Annotated in this window: 23 protein-coding genes; 9 read left to right on the plus strand and 14 right to left on the minus strand. The window is 54.7% G+C overall.

Features of this window, described 5'->3' with window-relative positions:
• Nucleotides 1-3 precede the first annotated feature (3 nt).
• Entirely contained in the window at nt 4-1,287 is a 1,284-nt protein-coding gene (thiD, locus tag NUS69_RS03675) for a bifunctional hydroxymethylpyrimidine kinase/phosphomethylpyrimidine kinase (protein WP_258084482.1), read from the plus strand.
• A gap of 38 nt (nt 1,288-1,325) precedes the next feature.
• Nucleotides 1,326-3,221 carry a GNAT family N-acetyltransferase gene (locus NUS69_RS03680; RefSeq protein WP_258084483.1) on the plus strand — a complete coding sequence of 632 codons (1,896 nt, stop codon included), beginning with the start codon at nt 1,326-1,328 and terminating at the stop codon, nt 3,219-3,221.
• On the opposite strand, the gene NUS69_RS03685 is transcribed toward NUS69_RS03680, so the two are convergent.
• The 5 genes from NUS69_RS03685 to NUS69_RS03705 are packed head-to-tail and all read right to left on the minus strand — an operon-like array spanning nt 3,211 to nt 7,455.
• Nucleotides 3,211-4,356 carry a hypothetical protein gene (locus tag NUS69_RS03685; protein WP_258084484.1) on the minus strand — a complete coding sequence of 382 codons (1,146 nt, stop codon included), beginning with the start codon at nt 4,354-4,356 and terminating at the stop codon, nt 3,211-3,213. The two genes, NUS69_RS03680 and NUS69_RS03685, sit on opposite strands and share 11 nt — an antisense overlap.
• Nucleotides 4,328-4,954, minus strand: a complete 627-nt coding sequence (locus NUS69_RS03690) for a hypothetical protein (protein WP_258084485.1) — start codon at nt 4,952-4,954, stop codon at nt 4,328-4,330. The genes NUS69_RS03685 and NUS69_RS03690 overlap by 29 nt, the downstream gene beginning before the upstream one ends.
• Nucleotides 4,955-4,993: 39 nt before the next feature.
• A complete protein-coding gene (locus tag NUS69_RS03695; RefSeq protein ID WP_258084486.1) occupies nt 4,994-5,740 on the minus strand; it encodes a heparan-alpha-glucosaminide N-acetyltransferase in 747 nt (248 codons plus the stop codon).
• A 38-nt stretch (nt 5,741-5,778) separates the two neighbouring features.
• Nucleotides 5,779-6,381 (minus strand): CPBP family archaeomyxosortase MrtA, encoded by a 603-nt coding sequence (gene mrtA, locus NUS69_RS03700; RefSeq protein ID WP_258084487.1) that lies wholly within the window; start codon nt 6,379-6,381, stop codon nt 5,779-5,781.
• A gap of 33 nt (nt 6,382-6,414) precedes the next feature.
• Complete coding sequence (locus tag NUS69_RS03705) at nt 6,415-7,455, minus strand: FKBP-type peptidyl-prolyl cis-trans isomerase (protein WP_258084488.1); 1,041 nt, start codon at nt 7,453-7,455, stop codon at nt 6,415-6,417.
• 114 nt (nt 7,456-7,569) lie between these two features.
• Between NUS69_RS03705 and NUS69_RS03710 the strand changes: the two genes are divergently transcribed.
• The 4 genes from NUS69_RS03710 to NUS69_RS03725 all read left to right on the plus strand — a co-directional run bounded on the left by NUS69_RS03710 (nt 7,570) and on the right by NUS69_RS03725 (nt 11,334).
• Nucleotides 7,570-8,781, plus strand: coding sequence for an L-lactate MFS transporter (locus NUS69_RS03710; protein WP_258084919.1), 1,212 nt, complete (start codon nt 7,570-7,572; stop codon nt 8,779-8,781).
• 42 nt (nt 8,782-8,823) lie between these two features.
• Nucleotides 8,824-10,254 (plus strand): cysteine--tRNA ligase, encoded by a 1,431-nt coding sequence (gene cysS, locus NUS69_RS03715; protein WP_258084489.1) that lies wholly within the window; start codon nt 8,824-8,826, stop codon nt 10,252-10,254.
• 90 nt (nt 10,255-10,344) lie between these two features.
• A complete protein-coding gene (locus NUS69_RS03720; protein WP_258084490.1) occupies nt 10,345-10,995 on the plus strand; it encodes a phosphoribosyltransferase in 651 nt (216 codons plus the stop codon).
• Nucleotides 10,996-11,013: 18 nt separating this feature from the next.
• Entirely contained in the window at nt 11,014-11,334 is a 321-nt protein-coding gene (locus tag NUS69_RS03725; protein ID WP_258084491.1) for a hypothetical protein, read from the plus strand.
• Here NUS69_RS03725 and NUS69_RS03730 read toward each other — a convergent pair.
• Nucleotides 11,313-13,103: a hypothetical protein gene (locus NUS69_RS03730; RefSeq protein ID WP_258084492.1), complete on the minus strand. Its 1,791-nt coding sequence runs from the start codon at nt 13,101-13,103 to the stop codon at nt 11,313-11,315. The two genes, NUS69_RS03725 and NUS69_RS03730, sit on opposite strands and share 22 nt — an antisense overlap.
• Nucleotides 13,104-13,201: 98 nt before the next feature.
• On the opposite strand from NUS69_RS03730, the gene NUS69_RS03735 reads away from it, so the two are divergent.
• On the plus strand, nt 13,202-14,185 hold the full coding sequence (locus NUS69_RS03735) for a metal ABC transporter solute-binding protein, Zn/Mn family (RefSeq protein WP_258084493.1): 984 nt from the start codon (nt 13,202-13,204) through the stop codon (nt 14,183-14,185).
• A 49-nt stretch (nt 14,186-14,234) separates the two neighbouring features.
• Here the strand turns inward: NUS69_RS03735 and NUS69_RS03740 are convergent, their stop codons facing one another.
• The 4 genes from NUS69_RS03740 to NUS69_RS03755 all read right to left on the minus strand — a co-directional run bounded on the left by NUS69_RS03740 (nt 14,235) and on the right by NUS69_RS03755 (nt 19,001).
• Nucleotides 14,235-15,122 carry an ABC transporter permease gene (locus tag NUS69_RS03740; protein ID WP_258084494.1) on the minus strand — a complete coding sequence of 296 codons (888 nt, stop codon included), beginning with the start codon at nt 15,120-15,122 and terminating at the stop codon, nt 14,235-14,237.
• Nucleotides 15,122-16,174, minus strand: coding sequence for an ABC transporter permease (locus NUS69_RS03745; protein WP_258084495.1), 1,053 nt, complete (start codon nt 16,172-16,174; stop codon nt 15,122-15,124). The genes NUS69_RS03740 and NUS69_RS03745 overlap by 1 nt, the downstream gene beginning before the upstream one ends.
• Nucleotides 16,155-17,693 (minus strand): ABC transporter ATP-binding protein, encoded by a 1,539-nt coding sequence (locus NUS69_RS03750; RefSeq protein WP_258084496.1) that lies wholly within the window; start codon nt 17,691-17,693, stop codon nt 16,155-16,157. Before NUS69_RS03750 ends, NUS69_RS03745 begins: the two co-directional genes overlap by 20 nt.
• 69 nt (nt 17,694-17,762) lie before the next feature.
• Nucleotides 17,763-19,001, minus strand: coding sequence for a BMP family lipoprotein (locus NUS69_RS03755; RefSeq protein WP_258084497.1), 1,239 nt, complete (start codon nt 18,999-19,001; stop codon nt 17,763-17,765).
• A 124-nt stretch (nt 19,002-19,125) separates the two neighbouring features.
• Between NUS69_RS03755 and NUS69_RS03760 the strand changes: the two genes are divergently transcribed.
• Complete coding sequence (locus NUS69_RS03760) at nt 19,126-19,575, plus strand: hypothetical protein (protein ID WP_258084920.1); 450 nt, start codon at nt 19,126-19,128, stop codon at nt 19,573-19,575.
• Nucleotides 19,576-19,713: 138 nt separating this feature from the next.
• Nucleotides 19,714-20,619, plus strand: a complete 906-nt coding sequence (ftsY, locus tag NUS69_RS03765; RefSeq protein WP_258084498.1) for a signal recognition particle-docking protein FtsY — start codon at nt 19,714-19,716, stop codon at nt 20,617-20,619.
• 106 nt (nt 20,620-20,725) lie between these two features.
• Here the strand turns inward: ftsY and NUS69_RS03770 are convergent, their stop codons facing one another.
• From NUS69_RS03770 to NUS69_RS03785, 4 genes are all read right to left on the minus strand, one after another.
• Nucleotides 20,726-21,193, minus strand: coding sequence for a hypothetical protein (locus NUS69_RS03770; RefSeq protein ID WP_258084499.1), 468 nt, complete (start codon nt 21,191-21,193; stop codon nt 20,726-20,728).
• Nucleotides 21,194-21,261: 68 nt separating this feature from the next.
• Complete coding sequence (surE, locus tag NUS69_RS03775; RefSeq protein WP_258084500.1) at nt 21,262-22,035, minus strand: 5'/3'-nucleotidase SurE; 774 nt, start codon at nt 22,033-22,035, stop codon at nt 21,262-21,264.
• A complete protein-coding gene (locus tag NUS69_RS03780; protein WP_258084501.1) occupies nt 22,032-22,502 on the minus strand; it encodes a type II toxin-antitoxin system VapC family toxin in 471 nt (156 codons plus the stop codon). Before NUS69_RS03780 ends, surE begins: the two co-directional genes overlap by 4 nt.
• Nucleotides 22,483-22,704, minus strand: coding sequence for a hypothetical protein (locus NUS69_RS03785; RefSeq protein ID WP_258084502.1), 222 nt, complete (start codon nt 22,702-22,704; stop codon nt 22,483-22,485). Before NUS69_RS03785 ends, NUS69_RS03780 begins: the two co-directional genes overlap by 20 nt.
• Between the last annotated feature and the right edge of the window lie 39 nt (nt 22,705-22,743).

Here is a 22,743-nt window from a genome sequence, read left to right on the forward strand (position 1 = left end):
GGAATGGCCGTTTTGATTATAGCCGGCCTCGACACCGGCGGGGGAGCTGGACTGAAGGCTGACATCGAGACGGTCTCGGCTTTAGGGGAGCACCCGCTCCCAATTCTTACAGCGGTCACCTACCAGAACCCCGAGAAGGTTTCTGGCTATTTCTCTCTTCCAGTGGAGGTCGTGAGGGACCAGATACAGGCCGTTAATGGGCACTTCGATATTAAGGCAGTCAAAGTGGGCATGCTTGGGAGCGGGGAGATAGCCAAGGTCGTTGCCAAGGAGACGGAGGACTTAACGAGGGTCTTCGACCCGGTGATGGCTTCGAGCACCGGTGAGAGGCTCATTGACGACATCGAGTCGCTCAAGGTCCTCGTGAAGGGCTCAATAGTTACCCCAAATGTCCCGGAGGCCGAAGCTCTAAGCGGTCTTAAAATCCACTCCCTCGAGGACATGAAGGAATCCGCCAAGTTCATCGCCCAAACTCTGAAAGCGGAGGCGGTAATAGTCAAAGGCGGGCACCTGAACCTAACCGATCTCCTCTACTGGAACGGGGAGTTTTTCGAGTTTCCTGGGGAAAGGGTCGATGGCTTCACCCACGGGACGGGCTGTGCCTTCTCGTCAGCCTTGGCCGCTTTTCTGGCGAAGGAGTTTGAGCTTCCCGAGGCAGTTGGAAATGCTAAGAGCTTCGTCGAAGGCGCCATAAGGTTCTCAAAGGCCGAAGCAAAGGCCGTCAATCCCCTCTGGAAGCTCCAGAGAGATGCCTACCGCTGGAGGGCCAGGGAAGAGCTTGAAAGGGCCGTTCAAGAACTCGTGAAGCTCGGCGAAAAACTCAACCCTCACGTTCCCGAGGTGGGGACGAACTTCGCGCTGGCGACTGCCCTTGGAGAGGTCTTCGCGGTGAAGGGCAGAATCGTCCGCTACGGAAAAACGGTTAAGCCAGTAGGACCGGTTGAGCTTGGAGCGAGCGACCACCTGAGAAGGGCATTGCTCAAGATGCGCGAGTTTTATCCTGAGGTTAGGGCCGTGCTCAACCTCCGCTATTCGGAAGGGCTGATAGAGCGGGCTAAAAAGCTCGGCCTCGTCGTTTCCTTCTACGACAGGAGGGAGGAGCCGGAGGAAGTAAAGAGGGCCGAGAGGGGGACGATGGAGTGGGGCATAGAAACTGCCGTGAAAAGGGCGGAAAAGAGGCCGGATTTAATCTACCACCTCGGTGACTGGGGCAAGGAGCCGATGGTTCTCATCTTTGGAAGGGACGCTCGGGAGGTTGTGGAGAGAGTTAGGGGACTTTTGGACTAACGTTTTAACCCCTTTGCCCTATTTTACTCGGTGGTTCCATGCTCATACGGGGAAAGGTCGTCGGGAGCGAAATCCCGCGCTTCAAACACCGCTGGTTTGGAATCCTTGAAGTTGAGGCGGAGGAGGGAAAATACCGCCTCTACATGACCGGCACCGTAGCCCAGTGGTTCCTGACGGGCGACGAGGTGGAGATAGAGGTTCTCAACGAGCCGAGGGAGAGAAACGGGGCTAAGGTCCTTGACTTCGACGACTACCGTCTCTGGAAGTTCTACGATGGAGATAAAATTCCGGTCTGGCCCCTCTTCGAGAAAACCGTTGAGGCGAAGCGCTACTCGCCTTTAACAGGTGAGCTGCTCTACACCTACAGACTCCGCGCGAGAGAAGCCAAATACGAGAGCGATTTTGAGGCCATAGCGGAGCTTGAGCAGTACCACTACGCGAGCCAAAAGGAGAAGGTCGCCCTGTGGCGCTGTGAGAACGGACACATCTTCGAGGCGAACACGAGGGAAGCCTGCCCCGTCTGCGGGAGCGAGGATGTGCACATCCTTGAGATAAAGGGTTCCACGCCAGCATCGCGTTTCCTGATCCTTGAGCTCGTCGAGAGGGAGGAGTACGAGCCAAAAATCCTGAGCTACGTCCGGATTGACCCGCCCATACCCCTCATGCACCGCAGCCTGCCGAACGGCGAAGTTGAGAAAAACATCCGGGAAAAAGTCTTTCCTAAGGAGTGGTTTCATCCGGCCTTCTGGCCTGAGAGGATAATGAGAGAGCTTTACGAGGAGCTGAGGAGGAGGTACAAGAAAAGAATAGCGCGCTCCTACCTCTGGGAGGAGGCCAAGTGGAAGGCCCTGGCGGAGACCAACACCGCCGGAGCGAGGATTGCCCGCGTTGTGGTTCACCCAGACTACCGCTCCGACGGGCTGGGACAGCTGAGCGTCAAATCCGCCCTCGAATGGGTAGCCAAGCGCAGGATTCCCGAGATGAGGAAGAGGAAGCACCTCGTCGAGACCATAGCCCAGATGGCCCGCTACAACCCCTTCTTCGAGAAGGTCGGCTTCAAGTTCCTCTGGGAGACCGCCAGTGGAAGGCCCGTCCTCTTCTACCCGCTGAGCGAAGAGGCTAAGGAATACATCGAGCGCTTTTTGAAGGAAGACCCGTACGCGCCGGAGGATGGAAAGCTGTGGAAACCGAGCTACGGAAAGGTTGAGCCTCTGAGCGGGCCGATAAGGTTCATCAACGTGAGCAAGGTCTTCGAGAGCGAGCTCGACATTAAAGGATTGCCGGAGGAGATTCAGGAACTGCTGAAGGCCTTTGGTGTGAGACACCGCGTCATCCAGAGGCCCGTCCTGAGGAACCTCAACTTCGAGATAAAGCCCGGCGAACTGGTTGCTATAGTGGGTGCGAGCGGGGCAGGAAAGACCACCCTGCTGAGGCTCGTTCTCGGCTCTGCAAACGGCTGGTGGGAGGAGAGGTACAGGCCAACCACCGGCCGGATAGAAGTGCCCGGGAACGTGAAGGCCTCAGTCCTGATACCAGGTGAGTTCGAGCCGAACTTCGGCTCCGAGAGCATACTGGAGCACGTTTACAGGAAGATCAGGGACATAAACGCCGCCGTGGAGATACTCAACAGGGCCGGCCTGAGCGATGCGGTGCTGTATAGGGCCAAGTTCTCTGAGCTGAGCACCGGACAGAAGGAGAGGGCGAAGATAGCCTCGCTTCTGGCCGAAAAGCCGAACCTCCTCCTGATGGACGAGTTCGCGGCCCATCTCGATACGCTAACGGCCATGCGCGTTGCAAAGAAAGTTGCGGAGATAGTAAGGGAAGCGGGCATAACTGCTTTGATAATCACCCACAGGCCGGAGGTTCTGAAGGCTTTAGATCCCGACAGGGTGCTCTTCGTTGGCTACGGGACGGCCAGAGTATCTAAACTGTAAAGAAATCATAACTTTCTCCATTTTCATCAATGAAGACCCTCACGTGCTCAGGGGCTTTCTCCTTTATTTCCTCGACCAGCTCTGGCCGCTCGAAGTAAATTTTAAGAAGAACCTCTCCCCTGCGCCACCGGTTTTCGATTTTTTCGGAAATCTTCAGGGCCATCTCGTGCAGTCCCGAGTTGATGAGTGCTATGGCGGCGGAGTGGTACGCTTCATCGCTTCCGACTTCCTCAGCCAGTTCCAGCCCCTCGTTGTAGAGCCCTCCCCAAGTGACCCTGTAAACCAGATGTGCCAGAGCCTTCTCCCTGTATTCCGTGGGCAAACTTCGGTAAAACTCCTCTACCACTTTGAAAGAAACTTCAGAGCCTATCTCAAAGACTGCCGTGAGGAAGTGGTTTGGATTCCTGAGGGTCGAGATTACCGTCAGCGCGCCCTCAACGTTGTCCCTGAGCAAAAGCATGGAGGTGAACCGGGAGAGTTTCTCCACTTCCCACGGGGCGTAAGCTGGTGGTAATGCGTCGATATCAACTGGGTGGGCGTCAAGGAGGAGGCGCAGTAAAGCCTTGGCCCGGCTGAGGATTTCCGGATAGTTCGAGTAGCCGAAGCGGAGGAGGGTTTCCCTCATGGCCTCCATGTCTCTAATTGCCATCGCGATAAACCCAACAGTGCCGTCGAGCCACTCCCTGACCGGAATCTCGTCATAAATCCATTGATGCGGGCCGTACCATCTCAGAGAGAGGACGCGGATTCTCTCACCGTCCGGAACGAGATGGAGGTCTATGAAGGGGTCGTAGGAGCCGAGGCCGAGCACGGGATGCTCGTCAAGGAACGGCTCGATGTTTCCCCCGACGAGGGAGCGGAGGTATGGAGAGTCATCAACCCGCCCATTTCTGAGTTCCGTTTGCTCCACTGGGCCATTGATTTCGAGGAGGGAGAAATTGAAGGCCGCGAGCTCTTCGATGGCCCTCAGAATGGAACAGTCCGCGGAGAAGATTGAATTATCTCTGGAGATGACGAGGTAGTCGTCCTCAAGAACCGATGAGCGGTAGTATTTAACGTCTCCACTCTCCATGAGTTCCTTAAGATTTTGAAGTAGTGTCCCCCACTCAGTCCCGAACTTCCAGTTCACTTTCATAGCCGACCACCTTGAGGAGAAGCCTGACCGGGGCAGTGTTGCGGAGGAACTCCCTCCCCAGCCCGGCGGAGGAGTACCTCTCCCAGAGCTCCCTCATCTGCCAAGGAAACGGCCCGAGGAGAAAGTCCCATATCTCCTCTCGCACCGCGCTCGCTGGAACTTCTCTCCTGTCGTCGTCCCCAAAGGCAACCAGCGAGCTGTTCCTTATCTCAAAGGCCGCCCCATCTTTAGTGCCGAACTCGTGAACGAGCTTGCCTCCCCTGACCCTACCGGAGAGCTTTACGCCGGTTATTCTGGCAATCTCCCTTGCGTTCCTGAAACTTCCGTCAATCCACGCGAGGAGGCAGAGTAGACCCTCGACGAAGTTGAGGTAGTCGCCCCTTCCCTTCGCGACCACCCATCTTCCGAGAGAGAACTCGACCTCTGCTTTAGGCCTGGCGCATTCCCTGAGCCTGTATCCCAAACCCGGTGAGAATAGTTTTCCCACGAAATCGCTCTCGTCCCTCGACGCCTCGTCCACGAGGGCCTCAAGTGCGGCCTTCTTTATGCACTCCCGTAGGTCGTCATTATCCGGCATGGCTCTAATTTCCACGTTCATACGATTTGAAGTTGGAACAACCCTTTTAAATTTTCCGGTTTAGATTGGAAGACCGGGAAGAGGACCGTAAATGAGCCTCAGCAGGCCCACGAGGATCGGCTGGTGGATCATGTAGATCAGGAGGGTGTGCCTTCCGGCAAAGGCAACGAAGTGAATTAGCGGACTCGATGGAAGGTCTATCTCCCTTTTTCTCCTCCCATCAGGATAGAAAACGCTCCCTGCAGTCATTCCGAGTAAGAAGACCCCGAACCACGGGAATATCGGGAAGTAATCGGGGGTAAAGTAGTTCTCCGGCATGATTCCAATGGGCAGAAGCCAGAGTCCATCGTGGAAGTTCCTGAGAACCAGATGTCCGAGGATAAAGAAGGCCGCCCAGAGCACGTTAAGGCGCCCAAACCTGTAAAAAAGCATTCCGAGGAGCGTTGCAAGGCCGAGGAAGTGGAGGATTCCAAAATGGATCGTCATGCCAAGGAAATACGTTACAGCTGTAATCAGCAGTCCAAGGCCGAAGAGCTTGAAAAAGCGCATGATGTACTTCCTATAGGGGCTGGCACTTTTTCCCAGCGTTCTGGAGTAGCTTATCCACATTGAGAGGCCCGAGGCGAAGACGAATATAGTGGCCGTGGTGAGGGCAAAGGCGAACGAGAAAGTCCTGTGGGAGGAGTAGTTAAGGAACAGCTGTAAGTCCGTTACGAAGTTTGAGACCACCATCATAGTTATTCCGATGCCTCGGAGAAGGTCGATTTCCCAGTAGCGGCGGTTGGTGTATATCTCGGAACCGAACATAGAAGGAGTTTATGCCTTCCCCTAAATAGGCCTTTCGCTCAGAGGAGGACGCAGAGGATATCAAAGAGAACCGACCCGAACCAGTGGAGCAGGAAGCTTGGAAGAAAGCTCCCGCTCTTGAGGTCGATCTTGGCGAAGACTATCCCTGCCACGAAGGAGTATGGAACCTCTATTCCCGGCTTGCCGATGTGCACGAGCGCGTAGGGGATGTCCTGTGCGAGTATGCCGAGCCACTCCTTCTTCCTGGCGAGCGGAAAGAGGATAATCCCCCGGTAGAACGCCTCGTGGGAGAACATTATCACTCCCACCGCCAGCTCCTTGAAGAAGAAGTCGCCCCAACCGGAGTACTCAAATATCGGATAGTAGTTCCTCATAGAGGGCACGGTCGTGCCGTAGAGGCTCAGGGGGATCGTCAGCAGAAACAGTACCAGCGCCCATTTATACCCTTCTTCCTTTCCAACCTTCACCCCCAGTTCAGCGGGCTTAAATCCAAGGAGTCTCACGAGGAGCAGGGGCGAGGCGAAGTAGAAGAGGATGTTATAGCCTGCCCATCGGAAAATCCCGCCGTCGCTGTAGCGGACGAGGAGGATGAACGGCAACAGTGCAGTGTAGAGAACCCAAGGATTTCTCCGGATCCTCATGAGAAAAAGTTTAGGGAGAAGGATAAAAGCTTTTCACTCCTCCTTGGATTCCTCACTCTTCTCCTCGGCGGCCTTGACCTTCTTCTTGCTGGTGGTCTTCTTGGTGGTCGTCCTGCGTGTCTTCCTGCCCTTGGTGCTCTTCCTCGTGGTCTTTCTCTTGGGCTTCTTCTCCTTCTTTGCCTCCTTCGGCTCTTCGGCATTTTCCTCGGGGGCTTCTTCCGGTTTCTCCTCGGCCTTCTCGGCCTCGGGCTCCTCCTTGGTCTCCTCCGCCTTCTCCTCTGCCCCTTCCTTTTCTTCACCCTTCTCAACGAGGGGCTCGCTGGTCTCTTCTTCAAGCTCGACGGCCTCTTTCTCCTCCTCAGGAGGCTTGAGGAGCTCCTCAACGCTTGGTTTGAAGGTGACCTCCTCGTAGCCTATGAACTTGAGGTCGCTCTCAAGGAGTATCTCACCGAGGACGAGGGTGTTCTTGTCGATTTCATTGAGAAGCTGGCCGAAATCAACGGTAACGTCCTTCTCACCGACCTCAATGATGACCTTCTCGGTGTCAACCATCGGCATGCGGAGCTCTATGAGGGCCTTGACCTTCTCGATGGGGTCTTCAATCTTCTCGACGATCTCAACCTCATATACGAGGTGCTTGCCGGCGTAGGGGTGGTTGAAGTCGACCCTAACGCGACCGCCGCTGACCGTGAGAACCTTGCCCTTAAGCTTCCTTCCGCTTTCGGTCTCTATCTCGACGGGCATGCCCGGGAAGGGGTAGATGCCCTGCCTCCTGAACTGGCCGAGGGTGAAGGTCTTTATGAGCTTGGGGTCGCGCTTTCCGAAGCCCTTCTCGGGCGGGATTATTATCTCGTACCTCTCCCCAACTTCAAGCCCCTCAAGCTGCTCGTCGAGGCCCTTGAGAACGTGGCCAGCGCCAACGGCTATCGGAACCGGGCCGTAGATTCCCTTCTCAGAGTATATCCCGGCTTCCTTGGCGACATCCTCAAAGGTCGTGTCAAATATCTCACCGATCTCCTTGACCTTTCCGGTGTAGTGGAGCCTTATAACGTCTCCCTTCTGAACCTTCATCACCGTAACCTCCTTTCACTGCTCTAACCCCGATTGAAGGAGTCGGTTTTTAAGCTTTTGCCGGGGGTTAAATCCGAAAGGGTTTTAAGACGTTCATTTCAGGACATATTGGGAAAAGTGGTGACGAGTACACAGAGATGGGTAGTTCTTGTGGGAACCTTTCTGATGGGCCTCGTTGGAGGAATCTCCTACGCGTGGGGCGTCTTCGTCTATCCCATGATGAAGGCCTTTGGCTGGAGCAGGGCGGAGGCAGTTCTGCCATATACCGTGTTCATGATAGTCTTTACACTGACGATGTTCCCTGCCGGCAGGATGCAGGACGTTAGGGGGCCCAGAAAGACCGCCATGCTTGGTTCCCTGCTCTTCGTGGTGGCGTATTCTCTCGCTTCACTCGTCGGGAGGTTCCAGACACCGGTATGGCTCGCGCTCACATACGGCCTTATAGGCGGTGTTGGCTGCGGTCTGGTTTATGCATCGACAACACCTCCCGCCAGGAAGTGGTTCCCGGACAGGCCGGCCCTGGCGATATCGATAGCCGTGATGGGGTTTGGAATAGCCGCAATGCTCTTTGCGCCCCTGAAGGCCAGGCACCTGATACCGAGCCTCGGGATACCCACTACGTTCCTTGCCCTCGGCTTTATAACCGGAGGACTTGGCCTCCTAGCGTCCTTACTGGTCAAGAATCCACCGGAGAGCTTCCACGTGTCGGCCAGGAAAGGGAGCTCAAACACGGGGGACGACATCGGGCCAAGGAAAGCCGTCCGAACTGCCACTTTCTGGATGACGTGGCTGACCTTCGCTCTGGTCGCCGCGGGAGGGTTCATCGTGATAGGCCTTGTCCCGGTTTACGGGGAGCAGGTGCTGAACCTGAGCCCCTCGCGTGCCGCCCTGGCCATCTCGATATTCTCCTTCTTCAACGGCTTCGGAAGGCCGCTCTCAGGAATGCTCAACGACAGGTACGGTCCCCTGATGGTCATGGACGTTACGTACCTCCTTCAGGCGGCTACACTTCTGGCCTTTCCGTTCCTGGTCACCAGCGACATCTCCCTGTACCTCGCCAGCGCTATCATAGGCTGGAGTTTTGCGGTAACGCTCGCGTCATTCCCCACCCTGACGGCTCTGGCTTTCGGCGTCAAAAACATGGGGGCCAACTACGGGCTCGTGTTTACCGCCTTCGGCCTGGCTTCCCTGTCACCAACCCTCGCATCATGGATCATGGGCGGCTCGCTTGACTATTCCCCCGCGTTCATCGGAGCGGGAATCCTCTCCGGGGCGGGAGCACTCGTCGTGATGGCTATGAAAAGGGCGGGTATCCTTCACAAACGATAACCTAATAAAAGAACCTTCCAAAGTTCCCCCGGTGGTGAGAAGATGGCCATAAGAGTGTACAACACCCTGACGAAACAGAAGGAGGAGTTCAGGCCCTTACGGGAAGGCGAGGTCAGGATGTACGTCTGTGGGCCGACGGTCTACGATTACACTCACCTCGGGCATGCCAGGACATACATAGCCTTCGACGTCATCCGGAGGTACCTGGAGCACCGCGGTTATACCGTCCTCATGGTGATGAACTTCACGGACATAGACGACAAGATAATCCGGAGAGCCAACGAGACCGGCGAGGATCCGAAGGAGCTGGCTGAAAAGTTCCTGAAGTACTTCCTTGAGGACATGAAAGCTCTCAAGGTCAAGCCGGCGGACATCTATCCGCGCGTTACCGAGCACATCGAGGACATCATAGACTTCGTGAAGAAGCTGGAGGAGAAGGGCTACGCCTACGAAGGCTCTGACGGCGTTTACTTCGAGGTTCAGAGGTTCAGGGACTACGGAAAGCTCAGCGGGATAAAGCTTGAAGAGCTCAGGAAGGGCGCAAGAGTTGAACCCGGTGAGGGCAAGAAGAACCCCGAAGACTTTGCCCTCTGGAAGAAAGCCAAGCCCGGGGAGCCCAAGTGGGAAAGCCCCTGGGGCGAGGGAAGGCCCGGCTGGCACATAGAGTGCTCCACGATGAGCACCAAGTACCTCGGGGAGAGCTTCGACATCCACGGCGGCGGCAACGACCTCATCTTCCCGCACCACGAGAACGAGATAGCCCAGACGGAAGCGTGCACCGGCCAGCAGTGGGTCAAATACTGGCTCCACACCGGGTTCCTGATGGTGAACGGGGAGAAGATGAGCAAGAGCCTCGGCAACTTCGTGACCATAAGGGAGATGCTCCAGCGCTACGACCCAGAGGTCATAAGGCTCTTTGTCCTCCAGAGGCACTACCGCTCGCCACTAGACTACACTGAGGAGGGCATGGAGCACGCCAGGAACAACCTGGAGAGGCTCTACAACACCCTTGAGAACATCCGCGTGGCAATGGAGAAGGCGGAGATCTCATTTAAGTGGGAAAGCGAGGAGTTCGAGGCCTATGAGGCTATACGGAACGCGAGGAAGAAGTTCTACGAGGCTATGGACGACGACTTCAACACGGCAGAGGCGCTCAAGGCCGTCTTCGAGGTAAGCGGCGCCGTAAACAGGTACCTCAGCAGGGTCGAAAGGCCAAAGGAGAGCATCCTCAGGAAGGCGTGGGAGTTCTTCAGAATAGTTAGCGAGGTCTTTGGAATCTTCGAGGACTACTTCAGGGAGCAGAGGGCCGGTGAGGAGGAGGCGCTCATCGAGCTCCTCATAGAGGTCCGCGCCCAGCTCAGAAAGGAGAAGAACTTCGCCCTGGCGGACAAGATAAGGGCCCAGCTCAGGGAGATGGGCATCCAGCTCGAAGACACACCGCAGGGGACGATATGGAAGAGGGTTAAGGTCTGATTTCCCCACCCTCTTTTGCCATATTTACGTCAAAGCTCCGAGCGTAACGCTTAAATATAACCTTCCCCTTGCTCCGTTAAGGGAAATACAATGAAGAAGTTTCCGGCTTATCTCGCTTCTTGGGACGACATAGAAAGGTGGGCAAAGGAAGGTGCCTGGAAGGTTCTGGAGGACGGCTGGAGGCCGGACGTCATAGTCGGCCTCGCAAGGGGCGGCTGGATCGCGGCAAGGCTCTACTGCGACTACCTCGGCGTCAAGGACCTCGTCAGCCTCAAGGTCGAGCACTGGGGCGTTACCGCCACCCCGGACGGAAAGGCCAGGCTCAAGTACGGGAGCAACTATGACCTGGGTGGGAAGAAAGTCCTCATAGTGGACGACATCAGCGACACCGGTGAGAGCCTAACGCTTGCTAAGAACTACGTCGAGGGACAGAAGCCGGCAGAGATAAGGGTCGCAACGCTCCTCACCATAAAGGGCTCACGCTTTAAGCCGGACTACTACGGCGAGGAAATCGACTGGGCTTGGATAGTCTTCCCATGGAACTTCGTCGAGGACATGATAAACCTTGTCGGCAACCTCTTCGAGGAGAGGGAGGCTTTAACCACCGATGAAATCATTGAGCTGTTCAAGGAGCTCCACAACCTTGAGGTTCCGAAGGGCAAGCTTGAGGAAGCCCTCCGCATGGCCGAGCGCAGGAAAGTTTTTAAGTTCCGGGAGGGAGCATGGCGCAAAGCCCCATGAAGCCCGGGAAGTGGTAGCTTGAATAAAGATAAGAAGGTCGAAGAAATCCGGAGCCACAGCGTTTACGCCCGGGAAATCTACGACATGCACAGCGAAAGCATAGACAGGGTTCTCGAAGACTACGATGGCCTCAAAGAGGACTACCTGAACGACCACTCGCGGGCGAGGATAGTACGCATAGTCTTTAATGAAGACAACGGCCTCCCCCTGGCGATAGAGTTCAACAGAAAGGACGACAGCTTCAAGGGGTTCACAATAGCCATCGGTAAGCCCCACATCAAGAGCAACGGAAATGGAAAGGAGGGGGAGAAATCCCCTCAGGACGGGGAAAGCGGCTGAACGTAGAAGCCCATCTCTATCTCTTTTCCCGTAAATATCTCGTAGCTGCTCAGGTAGTACGTCGGGTTTCTGAAGAGCCTGGTGCCGTAGCGGTCTGCTCCTGCTATCCAGACGATGTAATTCGCTGGATTGCTGGGGTTCCTCACCGCGACCAGGAGCGATGCATTGTGGTCATCCGATAGATCGAGCCGCCCTTTCATCACCGGATCACTCTCGTTCTCGGTTATTATGAACGACTCGACACTCCAGTTGGTGCCATGCTCGACCACCCAGTGGCCCCCTTCCTTCACAAAGCGCAGCGGGAAGTGTTCCTGCATCTCAGCGACCACCGAATTCGCCGCGGGGCCTCCGACGAGAACAAGGTTTTCTCCAAGCTCATCCTCCGTCACGTTCACATCGGCTTTAACGACTATCTCCACGCTTCCGTTCCACTGGGAGTAGAAGGTTCTGAGGTTGTCCGCTATAAGTTCGGCGGTTTCCCTATCGTATTCCGTCCCTCTGGGGTCGGGGTTTTGCGTTCCGTAAACCACCACGACTTTCCCAGTGACCGCACCCCTGTCAAAGGCCCTCAGAGGAGTTACGGGAACGCGTTGCTGATACATGTCCTCCGCCACTTCAGGAGGAACGCTCTTCCTGAGCTCGGCCAGCATATCATCCACGTATTCCTCGATTGAGACACCGTTCTTCTGGCTCAGAGTCGCATACTTCTCGTATATCCTGAGCACGTCGTCGATCCAGAACTCCCCCCAGCCCCTCTGCATCCACATAGCCAGGGCAGAGTAGTCGGGGTCAACGTGGAGAAGAGCAAAGTCCGCCCAGCCGTCCGCGAAGCCCTCGTATATCATCATAGTATCCCACCAGAAATGTATGTCGTAGGTGGCGAGGTAGGGCATGTCACCTTCTATCGTGTCCTCCAGGTAGTGCAGGCTGTAGGTGTCCTCGTAGTACCTGTTCAGTCCCGGAACCGTTGTATCGTGGCCGAGTTCATGGTAAACAAAACTGAGATAGATGAGCCGATCCAATCCGGTGTTGTTTATGTAGTCTCTGTTGAGCGGCAGACCAAACACGGTATCCCTCGCGGTCTTGTGACTCCAGAGGGTTCTTTGTGGATCCCTCCTTACCAGCGGGACCATCCCGCCGGCACCGTATATCTGGGTTCCATCCCTCACAGGGCTAAAGCTGTGTCCGTGTATCGCTACAAGAAATGGGTGCTGGAACTCGAAGCGTACGTTGGAAACATCAATATAGTCACCCATAAAGTCGTCGGGAGGAAGTTGCTCAAGGGCACCTTTGTAGACGTTTATATCTTCCGCATAGTAGTCCTCATGCTGCCTGTAGAACTCCATAAAGTTGCTTTTCTTTGCGAAATCCCTGAGAACCCCAAGGTACTCCGAAGTCCAGGGGTCGTAGAATCCTGCCCACTGCCGAAGCTCTGGAGGCTCAGTACACTGGAGCAGATCCGCCTCAAGATAGTAAAGCATACGATCCCTGTCGGAGATGCTGGTAGCGTTCTGAAGATGCTCCCTCAGCATTGTAACGGCCGGATGGTTTCGGTAGGGTCCGAACCATGCATCGACTTCGTCCAGATAACCTCCCCGATGGATGACGAAGGGGTCATCCCTGCCGAAGGCCAGGTAATATACAACGCTCAGTAGTTCTGAGTTCGGGCTGATTCCCACAGACACGCCCGGTGTTATTTCATATGCTGCGGAAGGTACTGCCGACGCTGTCACGGCAAGAGCAATTATTAACGCGACCAGTCTCTTCATAACAACCCACCGTGGTATTTAATGAACACGTCATTTTAAGTGTTTTGGTACCAGCAGGTTTAAAACCCGTGAGGGGAACAGAATTCGGGTGACCGAAAATGAAGGCGAGGGTATTTGTCCCCCTCATGCTGTTCCTTGGAGCGCTTGTGCCTCTGATGGGGGCCTCGGGGGAAAAGCCCCTGGTGGTGACAACGATAGCACCGCTGGAGGGAATAGTGAGCGACGCCTTCGGGGATTCGGTTGAGGTGGTCTATCTGATACCCCCGGGTGCAGACCCCCACGAGTACCAGCTCACAGCGAGCCAGATAGAGCTCCTCCGGAGGGCGGACGTGATAGTAACAACCGGCGGCCACCTACCGGTTGAGAAAAGGATAGATGAGCTGAAGAAAGAGGGCACAATAAGAGCTGAGGTTCTGTTCATTGACGACTACAGGAGGGGGGGCTTTCGTTATCTGCCCGAATACTGGTACAACGATAAGGACAACCCCCACGGCATCTGGCTGGACCCAACCAACGCTCTGGCAATAGCAAAGGCCACCGAAAGGGCCCTTGAAAGGGTCGACGGGGCCAACGCCAACGTTTACCGGGTGGAGTATGAGCGTTTCGAGAACCGCGTAATGACTGTGATGCGCTCCTATAGGGCCATCGTCGAGGGCGAAAAAAGTGCAGTAATCCAGATGCCCGCGGATCAGTATGCAATAGAGTGGCTTGGAATCAAAGCGATAGCGTCTGTAAAACCCGAAGAGGAGATCCCCGCGATGGGGGTAGATGAACTCGTTTCAACGGCGCTCAAGTCGGACGTTATAGTCTATGCCGTGGACAGCCCCGATCAGCTGAAGGATGCCGTAAGGGAGCTCTCAGCCAAAAGCGGAAAACCGCTGGTGGAGATAAGAGTCTTCTGGAGCGGTAGGCCCTATACGGAAATACTCATCGAAAACAGCGCCGCCATTATTAGAGCCCTCGGTGAAAAAGCACCTGAAAACAAACCTGTGGCCGAGACGGACGTGACGAGATACGTTGCCCTTTCTCTGGTGGCCGGAATCGTTCTGGGGACTGCCATAGGTGTCCTCATCAAAAAGTGACTCCTTCGTGTTTCTTTTCTTTCTTTAAAACAAAAATGGAAAGGGGAAGTCACTCCCTCTTGTAGGGCCTTCCGTCCCACTTCGGCGGCCTAGCCTTTCCGATGATTCCTGCAACTATGATGAGGGTCATTATGTAGGGCAGCATCAGGATGAACTGCCCCGGTATTATGTGGAGCGGTGCGAGCCACGCCGCCAGTGCGTCGAAGAACCCGAAGAGCCAGCCGCCGAGGAGGGCAACGAGGGGGTTCCAGCCGCTGAAGACCATGTTGGCAAGTGCTATGAATCCCCTGCCGGCGGACATGGTCTTCTGGACAACACCGAGCCAGGCGACGCTCATGTACGCTCCTCCGAGACCGGCCAGAGCGTGTCCGTAGACCGTTGACCAGAACCTGTACTTCTCGACGTTGATACCGAGTGCGTCCGCCGCCTCGGGGTTCTCACCGACAGACCTAACGCGCAGTCCAAGGGGAGTCTTGAATAGCACCCACCAGGTTATTACAGCTATTGCTATGGTCACGAACACCATGGGGCTTATCTTTCCGTACTTGGTGTTCCAGCTCCAGAGAGTAACCGCAACCTGGTGCTGACCGGCAGTTCCCCAGTAGGCAAGGATACCGAAGGGGACGACACCCATAGCCAGCAGGTTGATGCCTATGCCCGGTATGATGTGGTCGCCCTTGAGATACACCGTGAGTACCCCATGGAGGATTCCGAAGATGATGCCCGTGGCTATGCCGCCAACAAGCCCCATGATGCCACTGCCGGTCACTTCAGCCGCTATTGCTCCGAAGAAAGCGCTCATGAGAAGGACTCCCTCGTAGCCGATGCTGACAACACCGGCCCTCTCGCTCCAGACGGCACCGACGCTCGTCAGCACTATCGGCACCATTGCCATGAGGGAAGTAATCAGGATTGAGATTATTGACCCGAGGTCCATCAGGCCTCCCCCCTCTTGAAAGCCTTCTTGATGAGGTCATAAAGCCCGGGTATGGCTACGGTTATGACTATGATGCCCTGTATGACCTTGATGATCTCCAGAGGCACCTGTGCTCCAATCTGCATCAGCGGTGTTCCGGCGCGGAGCATTCCAAAGAATATAGCCGCAAATATTATGCCCAGCGGATGGTTCCTGCCAACGAGGGCGACGCCTATTCCATCGAAACCAAGTCCATACACGTTGGCCATTCCCTGGCTTATGGCGTATGTTGGCGGCTCGCCCATGATCTTCATTGCACCACCGAGGCCGCTCATGATTCCTCCTATGACGAAGGACCATATTATTGCCTTGTTCGGGTTAACTCCGCCGTATCTTGCCGCCTTTGGGTTAATCCCGCTTGCCCTCATGCCAAATCCGAACACGGTATGCCAGAGGAGGTAGTACGTGAGGACTGAGGCAATGACGGCAATTATGAACGCTATTGAGAGGTCGGTGTTGCCTATCAGGGGAAGCCTCGCGCTTTCAGGTATCCTTATTGTCTTGTTGGGGTCGTTTGGATTGGCGTAAGGACCAACGACGAGCCAGAGGACAAAGAACCACGCAATCCAGTTGAGCATGATGGTGGATATAACCTCGTGGACACCGCGGTAGACCTTCAGGAAGGCCGCCGGAAGGCTCCAGAGCGCGCCGAGGAGCATGCCCATAGCGAGACCGAACCACATGTTGCCCCATATGTTGGTGAAGATGACGGCCGCTATCGCACCGAAGTAGAAGGAACCCTCTGCACCTATGTTGAATATTCCAGTCCTGGCGCTTATGGCAAAGGTGAGTGCAGTCAGCATTATCGGAGTGGAGTACGCAAGGGTGCTGGCTATACCATTGGTTGAGCCGAGGGCACCTTTAAAGAGCCAGTAGTAGGTTTCAGCTGGGCTGTATCCGAAAACAAGGAGCACTATGGCCCCCAGGAGGAAGCCGACGAATATTGCTATGAGGCTCTCGATGAGAGCTTTGAAGTTGAAGAACTTAAGGGCATCACTTTTTGAGCTCTTCATAGCGTATTCCCCCCATCATCATTCCTATTTCCTCTGTGGTGACATCCTCAGGCTTGACAACTCCCATGAACTCGCCTTCGTAGATTATTCCCATCCTGTCGCTGAGCTGGATGACCTCATCGAGGTCAGCCGAAACAAGAAGGACTGCCTTGCCCTCGTTTCTCAGCTTGATCAGATAGTTTCTGATGTACTCCGTTGAGGCAACGTCAACACCCCTCGTAGGCTGGGAGGCTATCACAAGGACGGGCTCCTTGCTGACCTCTCTGGCAACGATGAGCTTCTGCTGGTTTCCACCGCTGAGGCTTTTGACGGGGGCGTCCACTCCGGGAGCGGATATCTCGAACTGTTCGATGAGCTTTACCGTATGCTTTTTCGCCTTGCCCCAGTCTATTGCACCCTTCCAGCGCTGGAACTCCTTCCTCCACTGCAGTCCGAGTATGGCATTTTCAGTAACGGTCATGTCAAGAATCAGGCCCATGTGAGTTCTGTCCTCCGGGATGTGGGCCATTCCAGCATCGTAGAGCTCCTTTGGAGGCTTACCGGTAATATCCTGGCCGTTGAGGAGAACACTTCCCTTTTCAGGTTTCCTAAGTCCGGTTATGGCCTCAATAAGCTCCGTCTGGCCGTTGCCCTCGACGCCGGCTATACCGAATATCTCCCCGGCCCTCACCTGGAAGGTGAGCCCCCTAACGGCGTCCTCACCACGGTCACCCTTGACCCAGAGATCCTTAACCTCAAGTATGGGCTCTCCCGGCTTCTTGGGTGGCTTCTGGATCCTGAGAACGACATCCCTGCCGACCATCATCCTCGCAAGGAGCTGGGGCGTTGCCTCGCTCGTGTTGACGGTTCCTATGACCTCACCCTTTCTGATGACGGTAACGCGGTCGGTGAGTTCCATGACCTCGTTGAGCTTGTGGCTGATGAAAATTATCGTCTTGCCCTCCGCCTTCAGCTTCTTGAGGACTGCAAAGAGCTCCTCGACTTCAATAGGCGTCAGCACTGCCGTTGGCTCGTCGAGTATGAGAACATCAACGTCCCTGAAAAGCATCTTGAGGATTTCAATCCTCTGCTGAACTCCAACGGGGAGCTCCTCCACCGGGACATCCAGGGGTACTTTAAAGTTGAGATCCTCCATAAGCCTCTGGAGTTTCTCTCTCGCCTTGTCAACATCTATCTTCGAGAACATCCCGTGCCCTTCCATTCCCAGGATTATGTTGTGAAGGGCATCAAAAACCTCAACGAGGGTAAAGTGCTGGTGAACCATACCAATACCGTTTGCGAGTGCATCAGCCGGACTCTTAAAGCGGGTCTCCTTACCGCGGACGTAGATTTTACCCGCGGTGGGATGGAGCATTCCAAAGAGGATTTTCATAAGGGTCGTCTTTCCAGCGCCGTTCTCACCAAGGAGGCCAAGTATCTCGCCCTGATACACGGTCAAATCAACACCCTTGAGCGCTCTGGTACCGTCGGGATACACCTTCACTATGCCCTTCATCTCCAGTATTGGAGTCTCTCCCATGCAAGCACCCCCTGAAATTTAAGAATTCACAGACAAAATTGGCGGATAAAAAAATAAGGCTGGAAAAAATCACTTGGCAAGCTGCATCATTTCCTGCCAGGTCTTAGCGTTCCTGATGGCCTCGATCTCGTCCTTGTTGAAGGCCTTCGGAACCTTGATCTCACCGCTGACTATCTTCTGCTTGAGCTCGTCAACTGCCTGCCAGATCCAGTCCGGAACCTGCTTCCTGGTGTCCTCAAGGTACTTCCTGAGCTCGTCCTTGCTGTTGAATCCAAGCTCCTTGAGCTTCTGCTGCTGTGTGTCCGCAGGAAGTGAGTCAAACATGGCCATAACGTCGTCAACGGTGCTGACGCCGACACCGCCTTCCTTGAGGCCGAGCTCTACCACACCGCCCTTGAAGTTACCCTCGACGGCGTCCTTGACGGCGGTGTAGACACCGACATCAACGCGCTTCATCATGCTGGCAATGATGGCTCCCGGCTTAATCCAGTCCTGGGCGGAGTCAACACCGACGGCGAACGGCGGGCCCATCTTCTGGTTGTGGGCCTGGAGGTACTCGCTGATGGCGTTGAAGACACCGACACCAGTTCCGCCGGCGACCTGGTAGATGACCCAGGCGCCCTGGTCAAGCTGGGCCTTCGCGGCCTGGTAGCCCTTGGCGGGGTCGGTGAAGGTTCCGGTGTACTGATAGAGGACGTCTATCTTAACGTCCTTTCCGGTCTTCTGCTTGTAATAGTCCTCGGCCCAGGCGACACCGAAGCGGTAGCCACCCTCAAACTTGTAGAGAACAGGTATCTCCATTCCAAGGACGATTCCGACCTTGTCCTTACCGCTGTCGGCGGCGATGAGGGCAGAGAGAGCACCTATGAGCGCAGAACCCTCGTTCTCCTTGAAGAGTATCATCATGACGTTGTCCGGCATCTCCGGGTCGTAACCATCGATGATTGCAAAGTGCTGGTTCGGATACTCTGAAGCGACCTTCTTGACGGCGTCGGTCATCATGAAACCGACCGCGATTATAACGAGGTAGTCGCCCTGCTGGGCGAGGGTTTCAAGGTTCTTGACGTAGTCGTCCTCCGTGTTGCTCTGGAGCTCAACGAGCTCAAGGTTGAAGTCCTCTGAAGCCTTCTTGGCACCTATATACGCCATGTCGTTAAAGCTCAGGTCACCCCTTCCACCGACGTCATAGACGATGGCAATCTTGCCCTTGGTCTGGGTGGTGGTCTCCCCACCGCCACTTATGCAACCGCTGGCCACGACGCTTATGGCCAGGAGGCCGATTAAAAACAGGCTCAACCACTTCCTCATATGAAACCCTCCGCGAGTTTTGCAGATGTATATAGGCGGCGAAAATATATACTTTGCGGTGCTTATAAAACCGAAAACACAAGAAAGAATTTTAACCTTGGAGTAAAAGTTTTTTGTGATGACCATGCTGAAGAAAATAGCCAAATTGGACTCGGGAACCGTTTTAATCACCGGAGACGGGAAGAAGATTGCCAGGATATACCTGAATGCATGGGCAAAGCGGGGAAAGCGCATACTTGCTGAATACCTGCCGTTTCAGGTCGATGGTGACGTCTACATCGGCTCGCCGTTTGAGAGCGATGACTTCGATGTCTACCTGATAGTCAATCCACTCTCGCGATCAAAGGCCGAAAGGGAGAAGCTAAAAGAGTGGCTCGCCTCCCATACGGACAGGCTCGTCTTGCTCTACGAGCGCAAGTACGTGAAGGACTCGATAGCCCGGTATGGGATAGGGGAGTTCATCGACTATTTAATAGCCTACAAGAGGGAAACCGTTGGCTTCGAAAGGCTGGACGTCATGAGGCTGGAAGATGGAAAGGTCGCCGAAAGCAAGACCTACGTCAGGAGGTACTGAGTTTATAAACAATGCCTCCAAACAACTCCGCCCGATGACGAGCGGTTTCGGGTCTGAGGTGTGATGACACCAGCTATCGCTGAGGGCGTTCATAATAATTATATATGCATAAGTCCCTCGCTCATAGGGTGATGGAAGATGCTGGGAAAACTCAGGGAGAAGTTAGGCTCATTCGTGGACAAGGTTTCGCAGACTGAAATAAGCGAAAAGGACGTGGAAAACGCGCTCTGGGATCTGGAAATAGAACTCCTTGAGGCGGATGTCGCCCTCGAAACCGTTGAGGAGCTGAAGGAAAGGATAAAGGAGAAACTTGTTGGCCAGAAGGTAAAGATAGGCACCAACAAAAAGGCACTGGTTGAAAAGGCCGTCCGTGAGGCCGTCCTTGAGGTTCTGGCACCTGAGAAGAGAATAGACCTCCTTGAGCTGATCAGGTCAAAGGAAGAGAAGCCCTTTGTCATCGCCTTCGTGGGCTTCAACGGCTCCGGAAAGACGACCACCATAGCCAAGCTCGCTCACTGGCTCAAGAAGAACGGTCTAAGCGTTGTCATAGCCGCGAGCGACACCTTCAGGGCTGGAGCGATTGAGCAGGTTGAGGAGCACGCAAGGCGCGTCGGTGTTAAGGTCATCAAGCACTCCTACGGTGCGGATCCGGCTGCAGTTGCCTACGACGCGATCCAGCACGCCAAGGCGAGGGGCCTTGATGTGGTCCTCATAGACACCGCCGGAAGGAACGAGCTGAACAGGAACCTCATGGATGAGATGAAAAAGATAGCGCGCGTAACCAAGCCCGACCTGGTGATATTCGTCGGCGACAGTTTGGCCGGCAACTCAGTGGTAGAGCAGGCGAAGCAGTTCAACGAGGCGGTAAAGATCGACGGGGTAATCCTCACGAAGCTGGACGCGGATGCGAGAGGCGGTGCCGCTTTAAGCATAAGCCATGCAATCGGCGCTCCCATACTCTTCGTCGGCGTCGGACAGGGCTACGACGACCTAAGGCCATTCGACGAGAAGTGGTTCGTCGAGAGGATTTTTGGAGAGGGATGAGCTTTTTCTTTTTCCTGTACACTAACCGCGAGTCCCATAAGAGCCACTACCAATAGAAATTTACCCTTCCTCATTTCAGTATTTTTTCAAATCTCTCCTCTTCCAATCAGCAACTGACAGCGAGTCCGCCGAGTATCATCATAAACACAATAAAACCCGGCAAAAAGCCCTCGATGGCAAGTAACGCTTTCTCTCCTTTGTCCTCTCCCAGCATGAGGCCAACACCGGTCGAAATTGCAAGCAGGACAAAGAAGGAACCCTTGAGAGTTAAGAGGGAAACGAGAACCACTGACAGGATGGATAATCCAATGTCGAAACCTGACTTCTCCAGGAGGGGTTCTTTGAAACGAACGTAAAGAACGAAGAGAATAATCGCCGGAAGGAGAACAAGGATGACGAAGGGGGGCGAGGGAGAATACCTGAACCAGCATGCGGGGATTCCATCCCTGATGTAGGTGCTCCTGCCTTCGATGTAGTAGCTCCTCAGCCAAGTCATGTTGTAGAGGAGAAGGAGCTCCCATGCCGTTGATGATGCGATAATAAGAAAGTATCGGAGGTTTTTCGGAATTCTCACCGATTCACCTCACCCACCATACCAAATTCGCTACATAGTTATCCAATATGGCCCCGTCAGAGGGTGTGTTAAACGTCCAAAATCTCTGCGAGGTACCCAAAATCCACTCCCGCGGTCATGTCTATGTTTATCGGCGTGACACTGACCTTCCTCTCCACTTTCAGGGCGTAGGCGTCCGTCCCGGGCTCGAACTTCTCACACTTCCTTCCCACTATCCAGTAGTACGGATGCCCCCTCGGGTCGATGCGCTCCTCTATGGTCGGGCGGTACCTCCTTCTGGCGAGTCTCGTTATCACTATCTCCGTCTCCGGCGTGGCGTCCCTGGGCACGTTCACGTTGAGCATGTCAACGCCTCTGGGAAAGCCCCTTTCAAGAACCGCCTTGGCTATCCTCCTCAGGAAATGCGACGCAACGGAGAAGTCTATCCCCTCCCCCTCACTGAGGGTCTTTCTCCAGTCGACTTCGAGACTCACGGCTATGCTGGGAATACCGTGCGTGGCGGTCTCAATGGCAGCAGATGCGGTTCCGGAGACGGTTATCTCGGTGCTGAGGTTTTCCCCGAGGTTGATGCCGCTTATGGCGAGGTCGAAGTCGGTGAAGCGCGCGAGGGCAAAGATTACACAGTCCACTGGCATTCCATCGAGACCGTAGGCAACCTTTGCGCCGGGAACGTCAACGAGCTTTGCCCTAAGGGGCCTGTGAAGGGTCATAGCTCTGCCGCTGGCACTCCTCTGAAAGAGCGGGGCAACCACATACACCTCACCGAGGTCTTTCACGGCCTCAACGGCGGCACGGATGCCCTTTGAATAAATTCCATCGTCGTTCGTGATTAGAATCCTCATTCCTTCCCCTCCAAATCCTCAACCTTTGAAACCGCGAGCAGTCCTTCCTTGGGTGCAATTTGGAGGAGATCAGAGTCAAGGCTGACGATGCCATCAAGACCGTAGTACTTTGCGGTTGCGAGGATTAGGGCGTCGCTCGGGAGAAGTCCGTAAGTGGTCACGAACGTGAGTGCCTCCACGATTATCTCATTCGTAGTGTCCAGGAACTTTGGAAACGCAAGGAGGGGCAGTATGGAATCCACAAACTCGTTACCTGCCCTTTTAACGAGTTCTGGATGCTTTTTCAAGCCCCAGTATCCCTTGCCAGTTCTGTGTTTAAGGTACATGAAAAGAACCTCGTTGTAAACGACATCATTTATAAACAGGGAATAACTCCCTGGAAACAGCGTCTCGATCAGTTGGTTCGCCCGGGGATTTCCTCGGAAGTGCTCAATAAACACGTTGCTGTCAAGGAACAAGCTCATCATACATCTCTGCCTCCAACTCCTGCCACGGCTTTGCTCCCTTCATGACCCCCTTAGCGCGTTTAAGTGCCTCCTCAACGTTTAGTCTGCCCTGAAGCATTGCCAGCTCAATCTTGAGTCTTTCGGCATTTTTCTGAGAAGTCCTAATCACGATGTGAACTTCAGTAACATCTTCCATAATCCCACCAACCTGTACTCTGCCCAAGAAGATTTAAACCTTCCCTCACCTTTAAAAACCCTAACT

The sequence above is a fragment of the Thermococcus thermotolerans genome (assembly GCF_024707485.1).
GTDB classification, from domain to species: domain Archaea; phylum Methanobacteriota_B; class Thermococci; order Thermococcales; family Thermococcaceae; genus Thermococcus; species Thermococcus thermotolerans.